This is a genomic window from Arthrobacter sp. NQ7, assembly GCF_029581595.2.
Taxonomy (GTDB): domain Bacteria; phylum Actinomycetota; class Actinomycetes; order Actinomycetales; family Micrococcaceae; genus Arthrobacter; species Arthrobacter phenanthrenivorans_B.
Map to the genome: position 1 here is coordinate 1 of NZ_JARFXU020000037.1, position 21,060 is coordinate 21,060.

The window sequence follows — 21,060 nt, forward strand, 5'->3', positions numbered from 1 at the left end:
AGGTCAGCGACTACACGCACAAATGGGCCGGCGGGCCCGCAGAAGCCGAGGCCATCTTCACAGCCTTGGCGACGACCGGGATCGACTACATCCACACCACCGAATACCGGGCCGACGCCCCGGCCTTCGGCGAGGAAGGCGCCTCCCTCGCCGCCCTGGCCAAGCAGCACACCGGGCTGACGGTCATTGCCAACGGCAGCCTCGACGAACCGGAAGCAGCCGCCGCCCTGATCGCTGAAGGGCACGCCGACGTCATCGCCCTGGGCAAGGCAGCACTGGCCACCCGCGACTGGCCACGCCGGGCGCGGAGCAACGACAGCCTGGATGAGCTCGACGGCAGCGTGTTCGCGCCGATCGCCGACGTCAAAGACTGGGAACTTGAAGCCACCGCCTAAAGCCCGAAGCCAGCAACTTCACAGCAGGAGGGCAACCATGACGCTCATACCGACACAGACAGCACCCGCCCTTGACCTGCCCTTGGTGGGCGGGGGAACCACCGACGATCTGAAGCTGGGCACCGGGGACGGCGGCCGGTTCAGCCTGGTCGTCTTTTACCGGGGCTTGCACTGCCCAATCTGCCGCAAGCAGCTGGCCGAGATCAACAAGCGGATCGAGGACCTGAAAGCCGCTGGCATCGGCCAGGTGGCCGCCGTCAGCATGGAAACGCTCGAACGGAGCAGCCGGGTCGTGGATCAGTGGCACCTGGCCGATCTCCCGGTCGCCTACGGCCTGGGAGAAGAAGCTGCACGGTCGTGGGGCTTGAACCTCTCACACGCGATCAAGGACGGCGAGCCGGACCTGTTCAACGAACCAGGCATCTTCATCCTCGATGAGGACGGAACGCTGTTCTGGTCCAGCACGGCCACCATGCCCTTCGGCCGGCCGTCCCTGGATGACGTGATCGCCGGGGTCCGCTACGCCCAGGAGCACGACTACCCGGCCCGCGGCGCCGCCTGATACATCACCGCAACCACGAGAAGGGCGCCTTCCGCGAACGGAGCGCCCTTCTTGTAGTTCGAAGCCCAGTGATGGTTGCCGTAGCGTAGGGGCAACAGCTATTGGGGACCGTCAGCCGTCAGACTTGCCAAAGTCAACAGCCTCTAACGGGACCCAATGAACCTCTCCACGCCTACTGTGCCTGATAATTAACGGCCCGTACGGCACGTGGCGTAGCGGTCCCATCATCGTTGAGTGACCTTGGGGGTCCAGATCATGCGACACTGTGATGGGTCCGCGGCGGTCCTTATGAACTCACTTGCTGATCAGTTCGGCCCACTGTTACATCCCGGGAATTTGCTGGACCTCGTGGACCTCGATTTCGCAGCCACCGGGCATGTCCAGATGCGGGTGGACCTTGGCGAGTTCCACGGCTTCCTCAAGGTTCTCGGCCTCGATGATGGTGTATCCGGCGACCTCGCACTGGCTCGGTGCCGTGCTTCCGCCGGTGGAAACGCGGACACCGTTGGCTAAGGGTGTTCCGAAGTCGACCAGGCCGTTGCCGACCTTACCGGCCCAGACGTTCCACTGTTCCATGACGGCTGCCATGTCCTCGGGTGCGGGTGGCGCTGCTTCTGCGGGTGTCATCGGGGCGTGGTAGATGAAAACGAACTTGGACATAATTTTCCTGCTTTCTGTGGTGCCTTTGGCGGCTAATGGAGTGAAAGTCTTTAGACAGTCAGGGTTCGGCCGGTGAACGCAATCAGGCGCTCCAGGCTGCCAGCGGTCTCCGCGACCGGCTGGGCAGCAGCGAAGCTGCCGCTGGCGCGAACCTGGTCAGAGATGGTCAGCATGGCCAACGCCTCAACATGATCGGTGACGACGTCGGAGACGACGAGTTCCTGGCCGATCGCTTTCGCGAAGTCCCAGGCGTGTACGAGCAACTCCAGATTGACGATGCCGGCCACGACGGTAGCGGGCAGTTCAGCGAATCCCATGTCGATGGCGTCGTCGACACCACGGCGGGCGAATGCCTCCAAGGTCGATTGGGCGAGTACAGCGATACGCGCTTCAGGGCTTGCCCCGGCGTCGTCGCTCACGTCCGCGCCCAGCGCGCCACCGATCTGCTTCAGTGAACCGGCTAGGTGCTCCAGCAACTCGTGGGTGGTGAAGGCCTCGCAGGGCGTGGCCTTCTCCCTATCCGCCGGAGTCAGCTTGCGCAACACGCCCAGGAGTACGGCCAGCGATGCCTCAGCAGAACTGATGTCGTCGATCGGATCCGGGGCCGCTGACCACTCGTCCGGACCTGCGCCCTCCGGGGAGGACGCTTCGGCGATGAGACGGTCCAGGTAGTGGTTCCACCCCTCGGCATGTGCAGCGGCCTGTTCGGTGGTGAGGCCATCGTGTACTAGGCGCAGCGTGGTGCCGTCGGAGTCGGGCTCGAGCGTGATCGATACGGTGGACGCGCCCGGTGCCAGGTCCACTCCGGATTCCCAGCCCCATGTGAAGACGATGCGCTTGCCAGGCTCGATCTCCTGGAACGTGCCAGCGGCGTGATGGCCCGGGGTGACGGTCCAGCGGTATTCGCCGCCGATCCGAAGGTCAACCCGGGCCGCCACCGTCTGCCAGCGGCGCAGACGCTCCGGCTCAGTGATGAGCGCAAAGGCCTCATCGGGGCCGACAGGCAGATGAATGGTCTTATCGAACGTCATGGGAGTGGTCCTTTGTCTTGAGGCGAAATATCTGAAGTGGTCGTGTGATGTTGCGCAAGCCCGGGACGCTGTGCGGCAAGGGCGGCTGCATCCGAGGCCAGCAGATCCAGTTCGTAGGTCCAGAACTGCTCGACAAGTTCACGGAGCCGGCCCATTCCCACCGGGTCGAGCCGGTAAAACCTGTTCCGTCCCTCTTTGCGGGCAGACACCAGGCCAGCCTGCTCCAGTAACAGCAGGTGCTGGGACACCGCTGAACGACTCACCATGAAATGGGCGGCCAGCTCACCTACCGCCTGTTCGTGGCTGGCGAGAAGATGCAGCAAGCGTCGCCGGTTTGGTTCCGCAGCAATCTCCAAGGCATCCCACACAAAAGATACGTTAGCCGTCACTAACGTATTGCGCAACGCCGGATGCGCATGTGCATCTCTTGGTTACCGACCACCACCTGAGCGCCGGGTGCAGGCTGACACCCGGTCGAGGCCTTTTGTGGTTCAGGACACGTTTTCACCCATCCTCGCGTGGTTCTACTTCGAAGTACTGTTGCCCCTTCCGGGGCACTAACATCACACGCGCGTGTATGAGGAGATTTTCCAAATGAATAAGACACTCCGCTTTATGGCAGTGCCAACCCTGGCCTTAGCCGCTCTTGCCCTGTCTGGTTCTCCCGCGTTGGCTCACGACGGGTCTTATCAGTCCACCTTGAAGCAGCTCAACGGCAGTTCAGGGTCGGGCACCGTCACCCTTGACGTGACGGGTAACCATGCCCATGTGGTCCTGAAGGTTTCGGGCATGCCTGCGACCTTTATGGACGCCCCGTACCCGCACGTTCAGCACATTCATGGCGGCGCCAAGGGCGTCTGCCCGGACCCCTCCGCCGATAAGGACGGCGACCAGGTTATCTCCACCACCGAAGGCGCACCGTCCTATGGCGGCATCGTCACCACATTGTCCACCAGCGGCGATACCAGCCCCGCGGCGGGTCTTGACTTGAAGGTCGGCGGACAGGGCGCCTCCTACACCGTGGACCGCACGTTCGAACTCAGTGCCGAAACTCATGCAGCCCTCGAAGCGGGCACGGCTGTGGTTGTTGTGCACGGTCTTGACCCCGCCACCCTCAGTGCGGCAGGGCAGGCCGCCAAGAGCGACCTCGCACCCACGCTTCCCCTCGCCGCCACCTCACCCGCGCTGTGCGGAACCCTGACCGCCGGCCAAATGAAGATGCCTGCAGGCGGCGCCGCGACCGGCGTTGCCACCCAATCCGGCACCGACACCGGAGCCCTCGCCATCGGTTCCGGCCTGGCCCTGATCGCCCTCGCCGGTGGAGCCTACGCCGTCCGCCGCCGCAACGCAGCAGCCTAAGCCAAAGCTGAACGGATCACCACTGTGACACCCAAGAATCCCGGCCACCGCGGAGGTTTCCGGGCCCCCACGGCGGCCGGGATTCTGCTCCTGCTCACCCTGGCCGGCTGCGCCACCGGCACCACCGCCGCTCCCGGCGCCGGAGCGCCACCTTCGTCCTCCGTCATATCACCGGCGGCCACTGCCCCCGCACCGTCCAGCGCTACCGCAGCTCAAACCTCCACTGCGGCTGCCACACCGCCAGCTGAAGCAGTGGCACCGCCCGCCCAGCAACTACCGGCGGTGCTGGGAGCTTCGGCTCCGGTCACCCTGAGCATTCCCTCAATCGGTGTCCGGACCGACCTGCTCCACCTGGGACTGGAAGAAAACGGCTCCCTGCAAGTACCGGAAGACACCGGCAACGGCGCACCAGCCGGCTGGTACAGCGGCTCACCGGCCCCCGGCGAACGCGGACCCTCGGTGGTGCTGGGCCACGTCAACGCCCTGGGCGGCCACAAGGGCGTGTTCGCGGACCTCCGCAAGCTCGCCCCCGGGGCCGAGATCAACCTGTCCCGGGCCGACGGCAGCACTGCCATTTTCACCGTTGACCACGGCGCCCTCTACCCCAAAAACGAGTTCCCCACCCTGGAGGTCTACGGCAACACCCCTGGAGCCGAACTCCGCCTGATCACCTGCGACGGCTACGACCCCGCCACGGGGCTCTTCGACGACAACTACGTCATCTACGCCAAACTCAAAGCCTGACCGGCCGCGCACCCACGAGGGGCAGGCAGAACTGGACGAGCCATGAAACACCACAAGCCCTTACTGGCCCCCGTGGCCTTGTGCGCCCTGCTGCTCACAGGCTGTGCAACAGCGGCCGGATCTGTCACCGCACCAACTGACATCTCGCCGGCGGTGCCCTTGCCAACCACGCCACCTGGTGCAAGCCACACAAGCGGACACCACAGCCAGACATCACCGTCACAGGGCAACACACCGGATGAGCCCAGCGCTGCTGCTCTGATGGTCTGCGGAGACCAGCCGAAGGAGAGACTGCGGTCCATCCTGGATTTGGACTCGGACCCCCACACGATCAATCACTGGGCCGACAGCATCTTCACCTGCACCTACCACCTGACCGAGGGAGCCCTGGTCATCTCGGTCCAGGAAGCCACGGACCAAGCATCAGCACGCAAATACTTTGACGCGATGCAAGCCCTGGCAAAGGACGCCAAACCCATCAATGGACTGGCAAACCTCGGTTTCCCAGCCTACGAAACGGCCGAGGGCTCCGCCGTGTTCCAAAAAGACGCCTTCGTACTGAAAGTAGACGCCAGCCACCTGACCAGCCCCCTTGGTCCAGAGAAAATCACCAGGAACGCCCTGGCCTACCAGCTCTCCACCACCATCCTCGCCTGCTGGATCGAACACCCCTAATGTTCGCCCGTCACGACTCCCTTTGAATTTGTGGCTCATGGTATGAGTACCGCCCTCGGGACAAACCTAGTATCCGACCCAACCAAACTCTCCGGTAGGGCAGGGAGGTCAGTTCTCAGACTTAAGTCCCTTGGTACCTCAACGGGAACCCAGCACCGTTCAGCTTGTCTCGAAACCCTAGCAATATGAGCCAGTTGGGCAACCAGGGTCGACATTTAGCGATCACAGAACACCGCCATTTACCGCCGAAAGTCACATTTCGACTTTTTGGGAGGCTTGCCGAATACAGGTCAGAAACGGTCGTTATTGACTTTGCTCTTGAGCTGGCTGTCATTTTGAGAAGTCGCCTGGCCGAATGTCCAAAGCCGTCTGCACGGCCAGGCCCCGTGCAGCCACAGGCCGTCTCGTATCGCTAGTGAATCTCTGCTGCCGGCACATCCTGACGAGCTAGGGCCGTGAACGCAGTGCGGCCTGCAGGTCCTCCTGTGATGGCATCCCCACTAACCCGGTGGCGCCTGTGTAGACCCTGCAGGTCAGTGCCGGCGCTGCCGCAGCTGGGAACAGGTCCCGGCCGTCAGCGATGAAGGAGGGCGAACCGTGGAAGGACAGCGCCCTGGCTTGTTCCTCAGACTCCAGTTGCACAACGCGTATGTGTCCGGCGACGTTTTCGGCCGCCAGTGCCTGCCGGAACAGTTCCAGAGCCGGTGCACTGTTAGGGCAACCGGCGATAATCCTCAGCTCGTAGTCCATGGTTTGTCCAGTATTTCAGCAAAAGCTTCGCACGCTGTGGGTTCCGCATCTATGTTGGGGGGGGTTATACGGTGGCGCCATGGAGGGACTTGATGCTCTGGGCGTGAACGATCGCAACATTCTGGCCAAGCTTCGATCCGGTCGAGGAGGCATAAAGCATCTCGTTACCATCGCGAAGCTCTTCCGCGGCGGTGGAATGCCCTGGCTGCGGGCGGCCCGCGATGGTCTTGCTGCTATCAGCAGTTGCGGTAGGCGCAGCTGGCCTGTCCACCGGTGTGCTGGAGATTCTGCGGCGGAACGGCCGACACGGCATCTTTGCGCGCCCGCCTTGATCTTGCAGATGATGGTCTGCATGAGCCGTGGTTGAGGGTGTTGCAGGCGCATGGTTTTGTCCGCGGCACATCGAGCGGCTGGTCGCTGTCCCGGCGTGGAGAGCAGTTGCTGGACGATGAGGTCGTTCGGGCCGCGTACGACGGTTTTTCTGGCTTCCATACTGAGCTTTTCCGCGAGCTCCCAGCGCAGCTGCGCGGAGGTCCGGCGCGCCAGGACATCGCCGAACATGGGGAAACGATCGCACAACTCACGCGGTCCATGGAACCGGTCCTGCACGAAGTGTTGGCCACCGTCGTGCAGGAAGTGCGCCCGGCCCGAATCCTGGACGTGGGCTGCGGAGCCGGGATGAATCTGGCCGCCATGCTCGCCGCAGCTCCCGAAGCCGAAGGAACCGGCATCGAAATCGACGATGCCGTGTCCGACCTGGCCGAACGGCTCCTCGAGCAACGGGGCCTGACAAGAAGGGCTCAGTTTGAAATGGAACGGAGAAGGGGTGTGGAACCATGTCCGCTCCAGCTCGGACCTTTATCCGGGGGATCGGGTGGAAGCGCATCACGATAACCTCGTCCTCTACCGCGGCAAGGTACTTGCTACGGTTCCTGAACTTGATCTTGTATGGATCCTGGATAGCAGAACATGTACGCGTCAACTATTAGACTTGGAACAGTTGCGGGTTCTTCGATTTCCGCTCCATGCATTCCCCGGATTCACCGGAGCGGAAGACGACCTTCCTCCCGTCCGCCTCCCATGACGAAAATGAGAGAGGCCACAGCCCTCATCAACGCCAGGGCCACCGCCGTTTGGGATGTCCTTACCGACACCAGCAACGTCGCGGTATGGGCATCAGGCATCAGCGCCATCGACGGGGAGATCCGGGACGGCGCATGGATCCGAATCACGACTCATGGCAGCTCGAAAAGGATTCGCCTGCGGGTCCAGCAACTTCCGGATCACGTGATGCACTGGCGCGGAGGGCGACCTTTGGGCCTGCTGCGCCGCACCCTCACAGTTACCCTCACCCCGAACGAGGAGCTGACCCGGCTCCGGGTCGTGCACGAGCTGACTGGCCCTCTTCGTTTCCTTGCAGGAATGATCTTGCCCGCATCTGATGCTGCCCTTCAAGCGTTCGCCGATGCGGTCAAAGCCCGGGCTGAGTTACTGGACCGACACAGCTGAACTTCCCTCCCAGGCGATGCCTGGTCATGTCGGCTGCAGGTTCGCCAGAAGGGCCGCCGCACGGTCCAGCGCATCAGGGGCCAGGGAGAAGTATGCCCAAGTGCCGCGTTTCTCGCGTTGCAGGAGGCCGGCCTCGACCAGGATCTTAAGGTGGTGGGATACGGTTGGCTGGCTCAGATCCAGCGGCTCTGTGAGGTCGCAGACGCAGGTCGCGCCGGAAGACGCGGATTTGATGATGAACAGGAGCCGGAGCCGGTTCGGATCGGCCAGTGCTTTGAAGACGAGGGCCTGTTGCTTGGCTTCCTCGGCGCCCAGCGCCGGTGCCCCGGCCGGCGCACAGCAGGCTTCATCAGCAGCGGGCTCGAGAGTGGGCAGCAGGTTCATGTACCCATTATGCGTCAATATTGACAATCATCAATGAAGACTGGTCGAGCCCCCGGCATGCCCGGTTCAGGGATGTGTCTTTCCTGCCTCGTGCGGGAGAACGACGTCGTCGGCGGCCTGGCCTGCGGCCGGGAACAGGGCGAGCAGAAGACCCAGGCCAACTGCCGCACCGACGATTTGGGCGAGGACAAACGCGGGCACGGAGGGCGGAGCGATGCCGGCAAAGGTATCACTGAAAATACGTCCGATGGTCACGGCGGGGTTGGCGAACGAGGTGGAGGACGTGAACCAGTAGGCGGCCCCGATGTAGGCGCCCACGGCCGGGGCGGCAAGAGCTCCCCGCTTCGTTGCGGCAAGGGCGAAGATCAGCAGGATGAGGCCCGCGGTTGCGACGACCTCGCCAAGCAGGTGCCCACCGCTGGCACGGCCCTTGCCGGAGATGGACGTTCCAATGTCAAACATTGCGTTGGCGACCACGCTGCCGCTGATGGCGCCGACCGTCTGTGCGGCCACGTAGCTGCCCAGCTCGGGCAGGGTCAGTCCGGTGCCGGAGCGGCGCCCCAGGATCCAGTCCACGAGGGAGACTACGGGGTTGAAGTGCGCGCCGCTGACGGGCCCGAACACGAGGATCAGGACGGTCAGCCCCAGCACGGTGGCGGTGCTGTTTTGCAGCAACTGGAGTCCGACGTCGTTCGGGGAGAGTTGCTGGGCCATAATCCCGGAGCCGACAACGATCATCACGAGCAGGCTGGTGCCAAGGAATTCCGCGAGACTGCGGCGCCACAGCGGCGGCTGGGAAGAAGTCATGCACCAAGCTTGACCCACGAAAGTAACTCAGTCAAAATTGAGTCAATGAACACTGAACCAGATCCGAAGATCCTGGAGCGGGTCGCCAGGCACGCCGCCCTCGCCGATCCAGCCCGCCTGCGCATCGTTGACCTGCTCACCCTTGGGGACTTCGCCCCGAAGGAGCTGCAGGCCGAACTGGGGATGCCATCGAATCTGCTGGCCCATCATCTGCGCACCCTGGAAGACGCCGGAATGCTTACCCGCCACCGTTCCGAAGCGGACCGGCGCCGCAGTTATATCCGCCTCGCTCCCGGGGGCCTGGAAGGACTCACTCCCGGAGCCGAGCACGCCGCTCGGCGCGTGGTGTTCGTCTGCACCCGCAACAGCGCACGCTCCCAGCTCGCCGTGGCCCTCTGGCACCAGTTCAGCGCTATCCCGTCTGCGTCAGCCGGAACGCACCCGGCGGAGAACATCGCCCCGGGCGCCGTGGATGTCGCCCGCCGGCATGGACTGGACCTCGCAGGCCTCTCGCCGCGCAGCCTCGACCAGGTCGCAGCCGAAGGGGACTTCATCGTCACCGTCTGCGACAACGCCCACGAAGAGTTGGGAAGCCCCGGCAGCATCCACTGGTCCGTGCCCGACCCGGTCAGGGTGAACACGGCAGAGGCTTTTGAGTACGCCTACACCGACCTCTCCCGCCGCGTCAGCGACCTCGCACCCCGACTGCGCGCGGCCTAGCCGCCACCGTTCCCCCTACTGCCGTGGGATCTGGAGGGTACGCACTGAAGCCCCAACTAAATATTGACAACCATCAATCTATAGCCGGATACTCCTTACATCGATCAACATCAATATATGTGGCGATGCAGGTTGTGCCGGCGTTGAACCATCCCGATTCACCCGACCCATATCTGACCAGGAGAAGACCATGACCACCGAAACCGCCAAGAAGCCATCCGTGCTGTTCGTCTGTGTCCACAATGCCGGCCGCTCCCAAATGGCCGCCGCCTTCCTCACCACGCATGGCAAAGGCCAGATCGAGGTCCGCTCCGCCGGGTCCCAGCCCGCTGACAAGATCAACCCCGCCGCCGTGGAAGCCATGGCGGAGCTCGGCATCGACATGTCCGCCGAGGTTCCCAAGGTCCTCACCACCGAAGCCGTGAAGGAGTCCGACGTGGTGATCACCATGGGCTGCGGTGACGAATGCCCGTACTTCCCCGGCAAGCGCTACGAGGACTGGGTCTTGGAAGACCCGGCCGGCAAGGGCGTCGAATCCGTCCGCCCTATTCGTGACCAGATCAAGACCCGCATCGAGGGCCTGATCGAATCCCTCATCCCCGCTGCCAAGTAGCCGGTACCGGACAACCAGGAGAGACATCGTGAGCAGCAATAACAAGACCCAGGCCCCGGCCAAGGCCGAACAGTTGATCATCGTTGGCTCCGGCCCTGCCGGCTACACCGCGGCCATCTACGCCGCCCGCGCGGGCCTGAACCCTTTGGTCCTGGCAGGGTCCGTCACCGCCGGCGGTGCGCTGATGAACACCACCGAGGTGGAAAACTTTCCCGGCTTCCCGGGCGGCATCCAGGGTCCCGAGTTGATGGACGGGCTGCAGCAGCAGGCCGAGAAGTTCGGAGCCAAGGTAGTGTTCGACGACGCCACCTCGGTTGACCTCAAGGGTTCCGTAAAGCGCGTGGTCACCGGCGGCGGGGAGACTTACGAGGCGCCGGCGGTCATCCTGGCCACAGGCTCGGCGTACAAGGAACTCGGGCTGCCGGAGGAGAAGAAGTTCAGCGGCCACGGTGTTTCCTGGTGCGCCACCTGCGACGGGTTCTTCTTCCGGGACCAGGACATCATTGTGGTGGGCGGCGGTGACTCCGCGATGGAGGAGGCAACCTTCCTGACCCGCTTTGGAAAGTCCGTGACCGTGGTGGTCCGCAAGGGTGAACTGCGCGCCTCCCGGATCATGGCCCAGCGCGCCAAGGACAACCCCAAGATCTCCTTCGCCTGGAACTCGGCAGTGACGGCCATCCACGGTGACGGGAAGGTCACGGGGGTCACCCTGACCGACACCCGCACCGGTGAAACCAGGCACCAGGGCGCCACCGGCATCTTCGTGGCCATCGGGCACCTGCCGCGCACGGAACTGGTGGCCGGCCAGGTGGATTTGGACGACGAAGGCTACATCAAGGTCGATGCGCCCACCACGTGCACCAACCTGCCCGGTGTTTTTGCCTGCGGCGACGCCGTGGACCACCGCTACCGCCAGGCCATCACCGCCGCGGGTACCGGCTGTGCCGCAGCGCTGGACGCCGAGCGCTTCCTGGCAGCACTGGAAGACGCCCCCAGCATCGCTACCGCCCTGGTCGAAGAACCCATCCACGCCTGAAACCCGGGACGGGAAAGGAGGTGAGCTCACTGATGACCACCGGATGCTGCGGCGACTCTGGCTGCTGCGGTGACGATCAGGACTGCTGCTGACCACCTCCTGCCGCCGGCCCTTGAACACTACGGGCCGGCGGCGCCCAAACCCCCAGTCAGACCGATGAAAGAGGACAGCATGGATTCGACAAAGAACCTTCCCGTCGCCGTGATAGGCGCCGGCCCCGTGGGCCTGGCCGCCGCAGCGCACTTGTTGGAGCGCGGCCTGGAGCCACTGATCTTTGAAGCAGGCCCCGCCGCGGGTTCCGCGATTGAACAGTGGCGCCACATCCGGCTGTTCTCACCCTGGCGGTACAACCTCGACGCCGCTGCCGTCCGCCTCCTTGAGGGCACGGGCTGGACCTCCCCACGCCCGACAGCACTCCCGTACGGCGGGGAACTCATCGACAACTACCTCACACCCCTGGCGGCGCTGCCGCAGATCGCGTCCCGTCTGCAGACCGGTGCCCGTGTGGTGGCCGTAACGAGGCAGGGGCTGGACAAGACCCATGTGAAGAACCGGGACACCACCCCCTTCACGGTCCGTATCGAACACGCGGACGGCGAAACACGCGACCACACCGTTGCCGCGGTCATTGACGCCTCCGGCACCTGGTCCCGCCGCAACCCGCTGGGAACCTCCGGGCTTCCGGACATCGGCGAAGACACCGCGGCCGGGAGGATCTCCGCACCGCTTCCCGACGTCACCGGCCGGGACCGGTCAGAGTTCGCAGGCCAGCGCGTCCTGGTGGTCGGTGCCGGCCATTCCGCGGCCAACACCCTGATCAGCCTGGCCGACCTGACCAAAGACGAACCGGACACCCGGATCCTCTGGGCTATCCGTGGCGCCTCGGCGGCAAAAGTCTATGGCGGCGGCGACGCGGACGGCCTCCCGGCCAGGGGCCAGCTCGGCGGCCGCGTGCGCCGCCTGGTGGAGGCGGGAAAGATCGAGCTGCACACCGGCTTCGGGATCGCCTCCCTCAAGGCCCTGGAATCCGGCGTGACCGTCGAATCCGTGGACGGCCGCACCTTGGAAGCGGACATCGTGGTGCCCTGCACCGGTTTCCGGCCCGACCTGGACATCCTTCGCGAACTCCGCCTCAACCTGGACCCTGCCGTCGAAGCGCCCGTGGAGCTCGGCCCGCTGATCGACCCCGAATTCCACTCCTGCGGCACAGTGCCCCCGCACGGCGCCAAGCTGCTGGCCCACCCGGAGAAAGACTTCTACATCGTAGGCATGAAGTCCTACGGCCGGGCCCCGACCTTCCTGCTCGCCACCGGTTACGAACAGGTCCGCTCGGTCGTCGCCGCACTCGCCGGAGACCGCGAGGCCGCCGACACCGTCCACCTCGAACTCCCGGAAACCGGGGTCTGCTCCACCGACTCCGGCACCAGCTGCGATGTCCCCGCAGCATCGGCAGCCAAGGCCTCCGCCACGGCTGAGTCCGGGTGCTGCGCCACGCCCGAGCCGGTACTGGTCGGCTTCCCGACCGGGCTTGCCCACGGCCGCTCCGGTACCAACGACTCATAAGCCAGTCACCAAACCATCCCTGGAGAGCTGTCATGAATGAACACCGCGACACCAGCCTTGGGCTGAAGGACAACACCGAACTCCTGCACCGCATCAGTGAAAGGCTCGCAGACAGGTTCGCAGGCGTATTTGCGGCCGAGACCGTGGAACGGTACGTCTTTGAGTCCTACACGGCGCTGGCACGCACCGCGACAATCAGTGCCTACCTGCCTGCCACCACCGAACACTTCGCCAATGACCGGCTGAACGCGCTTGCCAAGTCCAAGGGCGCGATCACGTCCGAGGTCCCCGAGGTCCTGTTCGTGTGCGTACAGAACGCCGGCCGCTCCCAAATGGCCGCAGCACTGCTTACCGTCGAAGCCAAGGGCAGCATCCGTGTCCGCTCGGCCGGATCGCTCCCGGCGGCGGAACTGGACCCGAACGTCGTAACAGTCATGTCCGAAATGGGCCTGGACCTGGCACAGAACTATCCCAAACCCCTCACTGACGACGTCGTCCGCGCCTCGGACGTGGTCATCACCATGGGATGCGGGGACTCCTGCCCCATCTATCCCGGCAAACGCTACGAGGACTGGGATCTTCCGGACCCGGCAGACCAGTCCCTGGACACAGTCCGTCAGATCCGCGATCAGATCCATGACCGGGTCAAGACCCTGGTCACCTCTCTCACAAAGGAAACAACGCACTCATGACGCAGGAAACACCCGACACGCAGAAGACCCCGGCTGTGCTGTTCGTCTGCAGCAAGAACGGCGGTAAATCCCAGCTTGCCGCCGGCCTGATGAAGCAGATCGCCGCCGGGGACATCACCGTCTATTCCGCCGGCACCAAACCCGGGACATCGCTGAACCCGCAGGCCGTGGAGTCCCTGACCGAGCTCGGCATCGACATCACCGGCGAACACCCCAAGCCCGTCACCGACGAGGTCCTGGAAGCCGTGGACGCCGTCATCGTCCTGGGCACCGAAGCACAGCTCAAACCACACGAGGGTACCCGCTTCGAGGTCTGGGAAACCGATGAACCCTCCGAGCGCGGCATCGAAGGCATGGAGCGGATGCGCCTGGTCCGGGACGACATCAAGGCCCGCGTCCAGAAGCTGCACGCGGAGCTCACCGGGAAGTAGCCATGCCCGCCCCTGCGGTATCCCGGCCCCTGGTCGCCGAAGGTGCACCCCGCGGCGGCCTCACCGCGCTGTGCATCACCCAAACCACCGCATGGGGCGCGCTCTACTACGCGCTGCTCACCGCAGTCCATCCCATCAGCGACGACACCGGCTGGGACCCGGCCACGATCACCGCGGCCTTTTCCGCCGGACTCGTGGTGTCCGCCGTCGTTGGGATCGCCGTCGGCCGGACCCTGGACCGCACCGGCCCCCGCGCCCTGATGATCGGCGGATCCCTCATCGGAGTCGCCGCCCTGGTGATGGTCAGTGCCGCCCCGAACCTGCCCGTGTTCGCCGCCGCCTGGCTGATCGCCGGAGCCGCCCAGGCCGCGGTGCTGTACCAGCCTGCGTTCACCGTGATCAGCCGCTGGTACGGACCGGCCCGGGTGAAGCCGCTGACCATCCTGACCCTCGTGGCAGGATTCGCGTCCACCATCTTCGCCCCGCTCACAGCGGCCCTTTGCTCCGCGATCGGGTGGCGGGGAGCCTTCCTGGTCCTCGCCGGCCTGCTCGGCGCGGTGACCGTGCCACTGCACGCCCGCTACCTCAACCGGTCCTGGCAGCATGCCCGGTCTGATACTCAGATGATCGAGGACACCGCACAGGTGCGCCTCGTCAGCCGCAGTAAAGAATTCCTGGCGCTGCAGGCCCTCATGGTCCTGCTATGCCTCGGCCTATATACCGTGACGCTGAACATCATCCCCCTGCTCATGGAAAAAGGATCCAACTACACCCTGGCGGCCCTCGGCCTCGGACTCGTCGGCGCAGGACAAGTCGCCGGCCGGCTGCTGTTCGCCGCCCTGCCCGCCAAGAAACGCATCATTCTGGTCACAGGCACCGCGACAGCAGTGCTCCTCTTGCTCGCACTCCTGCCCGGACCGGTGCCGCTGTTGATCAGCGCAGGGATGATCGCCGGAGCTGTCCGCGGCTGCCAGACGCTGCTGCAAGCCACAATCGTTGCGGACCGGTGGGGAACAAGCGGTCTCGGCACACTCCAAGGAATCTTCGCCGCACCCCTCACTGTCGTCACAGCCCTCGCCCCAGCCGCAGGACCGGCGCTTGCCACCTGGTTCGGTTCCTTCACTGCCATGGCCTACGCAATGGCAGCCGCAACCGGAACTGCCCTGCTCATCACAACCGCCCATCATTTGCGAGGTTTCCATGCCCAATAACGAACGGCTCGACGGGACAATCGTCCTCGGCGTGGAGTGGAACTTCTCCGAACACCTGATCCGGACAGCTGCCCACCTGGCCGCTTCCCTTAAAGCACACCTCATCTGCGCCTTCGTCGACCCCGCCAGCTACCTGACGGAATGGGCGCCCGAGAACCAGCGGACAGCTCTTTCCCTGGACCCCAGCACCAACGAAGAAGCCGAATTCCCATCAAGCCAGCTACAACAGAGGCTCCACGACATTCTTGGACAGCCCGGGCAAACCTGGTCCTTCCGGGTGCTCAACGGCGATCCTTCCAAGGCACTCACACGCCTCGCCGAAAACACCGGCGCAGCGCTGCTTGTAGTCGGGCCCGGTCGCCAAGGTTCCCTGGCACGGCTAGGCCGCGCCCTCGAAGGATCCGTCACCGCTACCCTGATCCAGCAGCAGCACCGACCCGTCCTAGTCATCCCAGAGCCAGCTAACCAGCCCAGGACAGGACAATCGCGACGAAGCAAGAGATCTGCCTGACCGCCCGATCTAACGATCCCCGTCCGAACTCCCTATCTCAAAACCTATCTGCCTCGAATCCCAATCGTCCGAAACGGATGCTGCACCAGGAATCTCCACTAGATACATCGGTCCTGCCCGTATTGACCGAAAGGATTTACAGACAGGTTGCTGCCTTAGGCAGCTTCTTCACCATGGGTACAACATCCAGGCGTCCGGTGAAGCTCAGGCATCCGTGTTTCAGAAACGACTCTGCCCGCTCAACACGACGGCCATCCTTGAGGGTCCCCTGGAGGACGACATGGCATCCGGGGAATTGGCGCCCCAACGCCCACAAGCCTTTATGGAACGCAAGCAAAGCTGAGACCACTATTCTCTTTTACCGGCGCCACACCGGGCAAGCTTCGTCATGTATCGTTAACGATATTCATTCTCAATAAAGCAAAGGCAGGATACCGATATGCGATACCAAAGTCACCGCCACAGGCCGCCCCTGGGGCCTCTCACGGCGGCCGGAGCGGCATTAGTGCTGCTGGCCGGATGCAGTTCCAACAGCGCGGGACAGGCACCCATATCCCCAGCAACGGTGGAGGTGACCACCTCGACCGATGTCTACGCCGACATCGCCCAAACCATCGGCGGGGGCAGAATTCACGTCACCCCCATCATCCACAGCGTTTCGCAAGACCCTCACTCCTACGAGGCCACGGCACAGGACAAGCTTGCTGTCTCCAAGGCCAGGGTCCTAATCGAGAACGGTGGCGGATACGACAATTTCTTCAAAACTCTCGTTGCGGACAACAGGGCAGGCGATCAACGGCTCATCAACGTCACCGAACTCTCGGGGCTTGCACCCCAGGCCGGAACTGCCAGCCCGGGTGCCCCCGCAGGGACGCACGAACTCAACGAACACCTTTGGTACAACTTTCAGGCCATGACCGCGACCGCGGACGCGATCACCCAGGAACTATCCCGGGTAGACCCGGCCGGCTCCTCGACGTTCGCTGCCAACGCTGACCGGTTCAAAGCTGGACTAGGCAAGCTCAAGGACCGCACCGCCGAGCTGAAAGCGAGCCACGAGGGTGACCCCGTAGCCATCACTGAACCGGTCCCTCTCTACCTGCTCGAGGCAGCCGGCCTGGTCAACAAAACCCCGGAAGACTTCAGCAACGCCATCGAAGACGGTCACGACGTCCCCGTCCCTGTTCAGCAGCAAACCCTGGACCTCATCTCGGGCAAAGCCGTCAAGATGCTCGCCTACAACGAACAAACCGAGGGCCCGCAAACCAAGAAACTCAAGGACGCCGCAGCTGCCGCCGGGGTGCCTGTAGTGGACTTCACCGAAACCCTCCCCGAGGGCAAGAACTATCTCCAATGGATGGGCGACAACGTCGAGCACCTCGAACAGGCCCTGCAACCCTAGATCAAAACTACCGCCCAAGCTGTACGGCAGCCCCGGACAGAGGGACTGCCCCGGCTTTTGTTGACTCGGGGTCTTAGGCCGCTGTGAGCGCGGTCCGGTTGATTGTTTCATATTCGATGGGCGTGAGTTTGCCCAGCCGTCTTTGCTTCGACGGCGGTGGTAGGTTATTTCGATGCAGGTTGTGATGGCAAGCCGGAGGTCCTGTCTGGTGAGCCAGCGTTGGCGATCCAGGACGTTCTTCTGCAGCAGCGAGAAGAACGATTCCACCGCGGCGTTGTCCGCGCACGCTCCGACGCTGCCCATCGATCCGGTGAGCCCGTGGTGACGGAGCGCTTCGACGAACCGGCGTGACGGGAACTGGGACCCGCGATCGGATTGCACGACGGTCCCTGCCGGGCGGCGGGCCCGGACTGTGTTCTCCAGCGCGGTGACGGCCAGCGAGGACTTCATACGTGAGTCCATCGAGTAGCCAACGATCCTTCCGGAGTAGAGGTCCTTCACCGCGCAGAGGTAGAGCTTGCCCTCTACAGTGGGGTGCTCGGTGATGTCCGTTAGCCACAGTTCGTTCGGTGCCGCGGCGGTGAAGTCCCGCTCCACCATGTCGTCGTGGACTGGCGGGCCGGGTTTCCGGTTCAGGCCACGCTTCTTTGAGAATGTCGACCAGATGCCGTGGTCTCTGCATAGGCGCTGGACCCTGCCCTCTCCCGTCAGGACGCCTTTCTCTTGGAGTTCGTCGGCGATGATCCTGTATACGAATGCCGGATCATCTTCATGGATATCCGGGGCGGCGTTGACCAGGTGCGCATTGATCCTCGATCCAGTCCCGTTCAGTCACCGGTCTGCTCTTCCATCGGTAATAGCCTTGCTTGCTGAATCCCAACACCCTGCAGGTCATCGCCACGGGAACACCGTCAGCGGCAAGATCTGTGACCAGCGGGTAGATCATTTTGGGTTGATGTCCCTGGCCATATAGGCAGCCGCTCGGCGGAGAATCTCGTTCTCCTGCTCCAGCAGTTCCCGAAACTGGCTGTTCGCCGAGCGCAGTGAAGACAGCATCTGGTGTTTCTTCAGCCAGGCTTTGACGTGTCCGGGACCGGCTGCCTTCAAGGCGATCGGTGTCGGATAGCCCGTGAGTAGGTCCGCCACGGCAGGGCGATCGAGATGCGGGCCGAGTCCCCGTTCGAAGGCCGGGTGGATCTGGGTGAGCAGCGCGCGGATCCGGTTCGAGACAGCGGTGATCTCGCCGGCGAGGTCGTCGTCGAAGCCGCAGAACACGCCAAGCTCGGCCAGCGTCTCATCGTCCAAGGCAATCGTCGGCAGCGTGTGGGGGCGTACTCCTGGCGGCATCGGCGATGATGGCCGCGTCTCCAGCGTCGGTTTTGGCCTGTCCGGGGTGCAGGTCCGCGATCCTGCGCATGCCTAGGCCCGGCAGGTAGCCGACCGCTGCGCCGGCGGCCTGGGCGACCGCGACAGGCAGTGCGCCGATAGTGGCCGGCTGATCCACGACGAGCAGGGTTTTCCCGTGTCCGGACACGGAATCCAGGATTTCCCGCAGTCGGGCTTCGTCGTTGGGCAGCGCCTTGTCGAAGAGCTTCTTTCCGGCACGATGTAGTGCCACCGCATGATGGCCGGACTTCCCCACGTCGAGACCGATGAACACGTCATGTCCTGCTGATCCAGAATCACCGCCATACCAGCTCCCTTGTTCAGACGTCACAGATCTTGCTGGCTGGTCACGGCGGCAGGCGTCGGCATCCACGTTACGAAGGACCCGTCCTCGTGCCTCTATCAGCGATCACGTGCCGCCGAGCCGGTCGCGGTGACAACACCCCCGGATCATGAACGACTGGGGGCAGAAACCATGCCGGGACCGACCGGCCAACACACCCTCATCCTCCGACAGGAACCGGGCTACGAAAAAGGTAACGGGGCTGGTTTCGTCGGCCCAGGAACCTATGCATGTCCTTTCTGCAGCGTTGACCTTTCGGATGGGCTTCAGGACCCCGTTCTGCCTCTTCTGCCTGTTGTGAGGCGAACACAGAAGTGTGTCCCGGGCTACCGCGGGGCGTCCACGCAGATCCTCGTAGTCTCGTCCAGGTGCATGTGCCAGTAACGGCGTGGAGGGTTGGCCGCAAAGTCCGAGTTTGTGAACAACAGGCGCCCAGCGTTCGATGCGCCCGCTGTCCGCAGCGTCCCTTACGGCGTAGCGCCTGTCACAGTGCTGGGCGCACGATGATGGCGGAGCCGCACTGGTTAGTGGCCGTGCCCGAGCTTGATGCTGCCGTGGCCGTCTTCGCCCCGGTGGCAGACGTATCCGTCAGCGGCAGGGAGTTAACTTCGATGGCTGCGTTCGACTTGGACGCGATGTTCGACGTCGAGTCGGTCAGCTCGCCCATTCCCGTCGGCGGCAGGAATGTCGTGGTGGCCGAGTTGGTGGAGTTCCGCAGGCCGTGGGCTGTCAGCAACAGCGCTCCCGGCGTCACCGGCGTGATGGACGGAGCCCGCACATCCGGGTAGGCCACACCGCTGTTGGTGTCAGTGGCGGGCGTAACGTCCAGCGGCGTGGTGGTGTCGGCGCCCTGGACTGCAACCGTTGACCAGGCATACCTGGCAGCGGGTTCGGGCACGTTGGGCGCCGTGTCGCCGGCCTGCATCACCCGGTACCAGACCGCCTGGTGGGCGGAGGTGGACCCGGCACTGGTGAAGTCACCAATCGCCTTTGTCCAACCCGCGGGAGCGGTGGTATTCGCCGATCCGGACACGGTGACCTGCGAGAACAGGAAGACTGTGTCACCGGGCTGCCATCCTGCCGGCAGGCCCGGAGTATAGGAGCCTGATGCAATCAGCTCGCCGGCTCCACTCAGCGTAGAACGGACCGAGAGGGCTGACGGGGCAGGGGCCGTGGTCGGCGTTGGGGTGGGTGTGGGGGTTGGTGTTGGGGTGAGCGTGGGAGTTGGTGTCGGGCTTGGCGAAGGTGCCGGCTTGGTGACAGAGAAATTGTCGGTGTAGGTTCCGCCCGAGGCGCCGACGAATGACGCGCTTAGGGTGGTACTTGTCACGGACACGTTCAGGAAGCCGTAGGTGGGGTTGTTGTTGCTCCCCATGAAGCTCTGGAAGTACGGCGCCGTCGTCGTGTTGCTTTCACTGTTGATCGACCTGCCGCCCGAACCGACGGTGGCCAGGATGGTTCCGGTGCCGGCGGCGAACTGGCCGGTCGGATTGGTGTCCGCGACACAGTCCGGGTTGAAGCTGTCGATGGGGATCGCCGTGCACGTGCCCTTGAGCGCGAGCGGGTAGCTGCGGGCGTACGCGTGGTCATGCGCCTGCAGGTACAGGTCCACCTTCTTGGACACGAGCATGTTCATCAGGTCAGGGCTGGCGGCGCAGGGGTAGTTGACCATCGACAGGCAGTACATGTGCATGCCGACGACGATGAACGGGATCCCGGCAGCGCGCGCCGAGTCGATGGCGGATGTCACAAAGTTGTAGCCCTGGGTGCCGGACTTGTAGGACCAGTCAAGGCCGCTGCCGCTGTAGGTCAGCTTCGGGGACACCATGATCAGCCGGACCAGGGGGCTGCTGGCAGGGTAGTCGGTGTAGAACTGCTGGGCGTAGTTTCCTACGGAGCCGAGCTGGTCCGGCAGGCACGAGGCGAAGTTGGACCACACGCCGTCGGGCCCGTCGTCCTCGTGGTTTCCGGTGATGAATTCGTAGGGCATGGACCCGGCGTGCTGCTTGACGAACGAGCACCAGGCCGATTCCGGGGTGATCTGGGAGTAGGACAGGTCGCCGAGGTTGAAGAATGCGGAGGTTCCGGCGTTGCGTGCCGCGTCAATCACCTTGCCTGTCACAGTGTTGCCGCCCGTGTCACCGGCGAACCCCAGGCTCACCGACGTTGCGGCGGAGGCCTCCGAGTCGTTCCGCGGGCTAAGGACGTCAATGTTGCCGAGTACGAGGACGGCGCCGAGCAGGACGGCCAGCACCGCGCTTACTGGATGGCGCAAG

Annotated in this window: 23 protein-coding genes and 2 pseudogenes; 16 read left to right on the plus strand and 9 right to left on the minus strand. The window is 64.0% G+C overall.

The features are described 5' to 3' along the window. Positions 1 to 395 (plus strand): oxidoreductase (locus PUN71_RS21840; RefSeq protein ID WP_502861280.1); only part of this gene is annotated, 395 nt, incomplete at its 5' end. Between the two features lie 37 nt (positions 396 to 432). Continuing rightward, positions 433 to 957: a peroxiredoxin-like family protein gene (locus tag PUN71_RS21845; RefSeq protein ID WP_277800100.1), complete on the plus strand. Its 525-nt coding sequence runs from the start codon at positions 433 to 435 to the stop codon at positions 955 to 957. Positions 958 to 1,278: 321 nt separating this feature from the next. Here PUN71_RS21845 and PUN71_RS21850 read toward each other — a convergent pair whose 3' ends face one another. From PUN71_RS21850 to PUN71_RS21860, 3 genes are read right to left on the minus strand one after another with little or no spacing between them, the layout of a single operon-like run. Continuing rightward, positions 1,279 to 1,617, minus strand: coding sequence for a YciI family protein (locus tag PUN71_RS21850; RefSeq protein WP_277800101.1), 339 nt, complete (start codon positions 1,615 to 1,617; stop codon positions 1,279 to 1,281). Positions 1,618 to 1,667: 50 nt separating this feature from the next. Further along, positions 1,668 to 2,648 carry a TIGR03086 family metal-binding protein gene (locus PUN71_RS21855; protein WP_277800102.1) on the minus strand — a complete coding sequence of 327 codons (981 nt, stop codon included), beginning with the start codon at positions 2,646 to 2,648 and terminating at the stop codon, positions 1,668 to 1,670. Continuing rightward, complete coding sequence (locus PUN71_RS21860) at positions 2,645 to 3,037, minus strand: ArsR/SmtB family transcription factor (RefSeq protein ID WP_277800103.1); 393 nt, start codon at positions 3,035 to 3,037, stop codon at positions 2,645 to 2,647. The genes PUN71_RS21855 and PUN71_RS21860 overlap by 4 nt, the downstream gene beginning before the upstream one ends. Positions 3,038 to 3,263: 226 nt before the next feature. Between PUN71_RS21860 and PUN71_RS21865 the strand changes: the two genes are divergently transcribed. From PUN71_RS21865 to PUN71_RS21875, 3 genes are all read left to right on the plus strand, one after another. Next, complete coding sequence (locus PUN71_RS21865; protein WP_277800104.1) at positions 3,264 to 4,007, plus strand: CHRD domain-containing protein; 744 nt, start codon at positions 3,264 to 3,266, stop codon at positions 4,005 to 4,007. A 24-nt stretch (positions 4,008 to 4,031) separates the two neighbouring features. Then, on the plus strand, positions 4,032 to 4,751 hold the full coding sequence (locus PUN71_RS21870; RefSeq protein WP_277800105.1) for a class F sortase: 720 nt from the start codon (positions 4,032 to 4,034) through the stop codon (positions 4,749 to 4,751). 309 nt (positions 4,752 to 5,060) lie between these two features. Further along, on the plus strand, positions 5,061 to 5,426 hold the full coding sequence (locus PUN71_RS21875; protein WP_277800106.1) for a hypothetical protein: 366 nt from the start codon (positions 5,061 to 5,063) through the stop codon (positions 5,424 to 5,426). 447 nt (positions 5,427 to 5,873) lie between these two features. Here the strand turns inward: PUN71_RS21875 and PUN71_RS21880 are convergent, their stop codons facing one another. Further along, positions 5,874 to 6,176, minus strand: coding sequence for a hypothetical protein (locus tag PUN71_RS21880; protein WP_277800107.1), 303 nt, complete (start codon positions 6,174 to 6,176; stop codon positions 5,874 to 5,876). 315 nt (positions 6,177 to 6,491) lie between these two features. Between PUN71_RS21880 and PUN71_RS21885 the strand changes: the two genes are divergently transcribed. Together PUN71_RS21885 and PUN71_RS21890 are read left to right on the plus strand one after the other, a co-directional pair. Then, entirely contained in the window at positions 6,492 to 7,070 is a 579-nt protein-coding gene (locus PUN71_RS21885) for a methyltransferase domain-containing protein (RefSeq protein WP_277800108.1), read from the plus strand. Positions 7,071 to 7,265: 195 nt separating this feature from the next. Beyond that, complete coding sequence (locus PUN71_RS21890; protein WP_277800109.1) at positions 7,266 to 7,685, plus strand: SRPBCC family protein; 420 nt, start codon at positions 7,266 to 7,268, stop codon at positions 7,683 to 7,685. A gap of 24 nt (positions 7,686 to 7,709) precedes the next feature. On the opposite strand, the gene PUN71_RS21895 is transcribed toward PUN71_RS21890, so the two are convergent. Then, the gene (locus tag PUN71_RS21895; protein WP_277800110.1) at positions 7,710 to 8,069 is read right to left on the minus strand and encodes an ArsR/SmtB family transcription factor; all 360 of its coding nucleotides are present in this window, start codon (positions 8,067 to 8,069) and stop codon (positions 7,710 to 7,712) included. Between the two features lie 66 nt (positions 8,070 to 8,135). Further along, positions 8,136 to 8,876: an aquaporin gene (locus PUN71_RS21900; RefSeq protein ID WP_277800111.1), complete on the minus strand. Its 741-nt coding sequence runs from the start codon at positions 8,874 to 8,876 to the stop codon at positions 8,136 to 8,138. Between the two features lie 45 nt (positions 8,877 to 8,921). Here PUN71_RS21900 and PUN71_RS21905 point away from each other — a divergent pair, with 45 nt between their 5' ends. The 9 genes from PUN71_RS21905 (at position 8,922) to PUN71_RS21945 (ending at position 17,055) form a co-directional block, all read left to right on the plus strand. After that, positions 8,922 to 9,596, plus strand: coding sequence for an arsenate reductase/protein-tyrosine-phosphatase family protein (locus tag PUN71_RS21905; protein WP_277800112.1), 675 nt, complete (start codon positions 8,922 to 8,924; stop codon positions 9,594 to 9,596). A 190-nt stretch (positions 9,597 to 9,786) separates the two neighbouring features. Beyond that, a complete protein-coding gene (locus PUN71_RS21910) occupies positions 9,787 to 10,209 on the plus strand; it encodes an arsenate reductase ArsC (protein ID WP_277800113.1) in 423 nt (140 codons plus the stop codon). 28 nt (positions 10,210 to 10,237) lie between these two features. Continuing rightward, entirely contained in the window at positions 10,238 to 11,245 is a 1,008-nt protein-coding gene (gene trxB, locus PUN71_RS21915) for a thioredoxin-disulfide reductase (protein ID WP_277800114.1), read from the plus strand. A gap of 171 nt (positions 11,246 to 11,416) precedes the next feature. Next, positions 11,417 to 12,808 carry an FAD-dependent oxidoreductase gene (locus PUN71_RS21920; RefSeq protein ID WP_277800115.1) on the plus strand — a complete coding sequence of 464 codons (1,392 nt, stop codon included), beginning with the start codon at positions 11,417 to 11,419 and terminating at the stop codon, positions 12,806 to 12,808. A 32-nt stretch (positions 12,809 to 12,840) separates the two neighbouring features. Next, positions 12,841 to 13,500 carry an arsenate reductase ArsC gene (locus tag PUN71_RS21925; RefSeq protein WP_277800116.1) on the plus strand — a complete coding sequence of 220 codons (660 nt, stop codon included), beginning with the start codon at positions 12,841 to 12,843 and terminating at the stop codon, positions 13,498 to 13,500. Beyond that, the gene (locus tag PUN71_RS21930; RefSeq protein WP_277800117.1) at positions 13,497 to 13,931 is read left to right on the plus strand and encodes an arsenate-mycothiol transferase ArsC; all 435 of its coding nucleotides are present in this window, start codon (positions 13,497 to 13,499) and stop codon (positions 13,929 to 13,931) included. Before PUN71_RS21925 ends, PUN71_RS21930 begins: the two co-directional genes overlap by 4 nt. Positions 13,932 to 13,933: 2 nt before the next feature. Next, positions 13,934 to 15,142, plus strand: coding sequence for an MFS transporter (locus PUN71_RS21935; protein ID WP_277800118.1), 1,209 nt, complete (start codon positions 13,934 to 13,936; stop codon positions 15,140 to 15,142). After that, on the plus strand, positions 15,132 to 15,653 hold the full coding sequence (locus PUN71_RS21940; RefSeq protein ID WP_277800119.1) for a universal stress protein: 522 nt from the start codon (positions 15,132 to 15,134) through the stop codon (positions 15,651 to 15,653). The genes PUN71_RS21935 and PUN71_RS21940 overlap by 11 nt, the downstream gene beginning before the upstream one ends. A gap of 571 nt (positions 15,654 to 16,224) precedes the next feature. Then, on the plus strand, positions 16,225 to 17,055 hold the full coding sequence (locus PUN71_RS21945; protein WP_277800120.1) for a metal ABC transporter solute-binding protein, Zn/Mn family: 831 nt from the start codon (positions 16,225 to 16,227) through the stop codon (positions 17,053 to 17,055). Between the two features lie 73 nt (positions 17,056 to 17,128). Here the strand turns inward: PUN71_RS21945 and PUN71_RS21950 are convergent. The 3 genes and pseudogenes from PUN71_RS21950 to PUN71_RS21960 form a co-directional block, all read right to left on the minus strand. Beyond that, positions 17,129 to 18,069 (minus strand): annotated as a pseudogene (locus PUN71_RS21950) (IS3 family transposase); the annotation flags it as partial. Positions 18,070 to 18,146: 77 nt separating this feature from the next. Further along, positions 18,147 to 18,772: pseudogene (locus PUN71_RS21955) on the minus strand (IS110 family transposase); the annotation flags it as partial. 496 nt (positions 18,773 to 19,268) lie between these two features. Further along, positions 19,269 to 21,059 (minus strand): metallophosphoesterase family protein, encoded by a 1,791-nt coding sequence (locus PUN71_RS21960; protein WP_277800121.1) that lies wholly within the window; start codon positions 21,057 to 21,059, stop codon positions 19,269 to 19,271. Position 21,060: the final 1 nt, after the last annotated feature.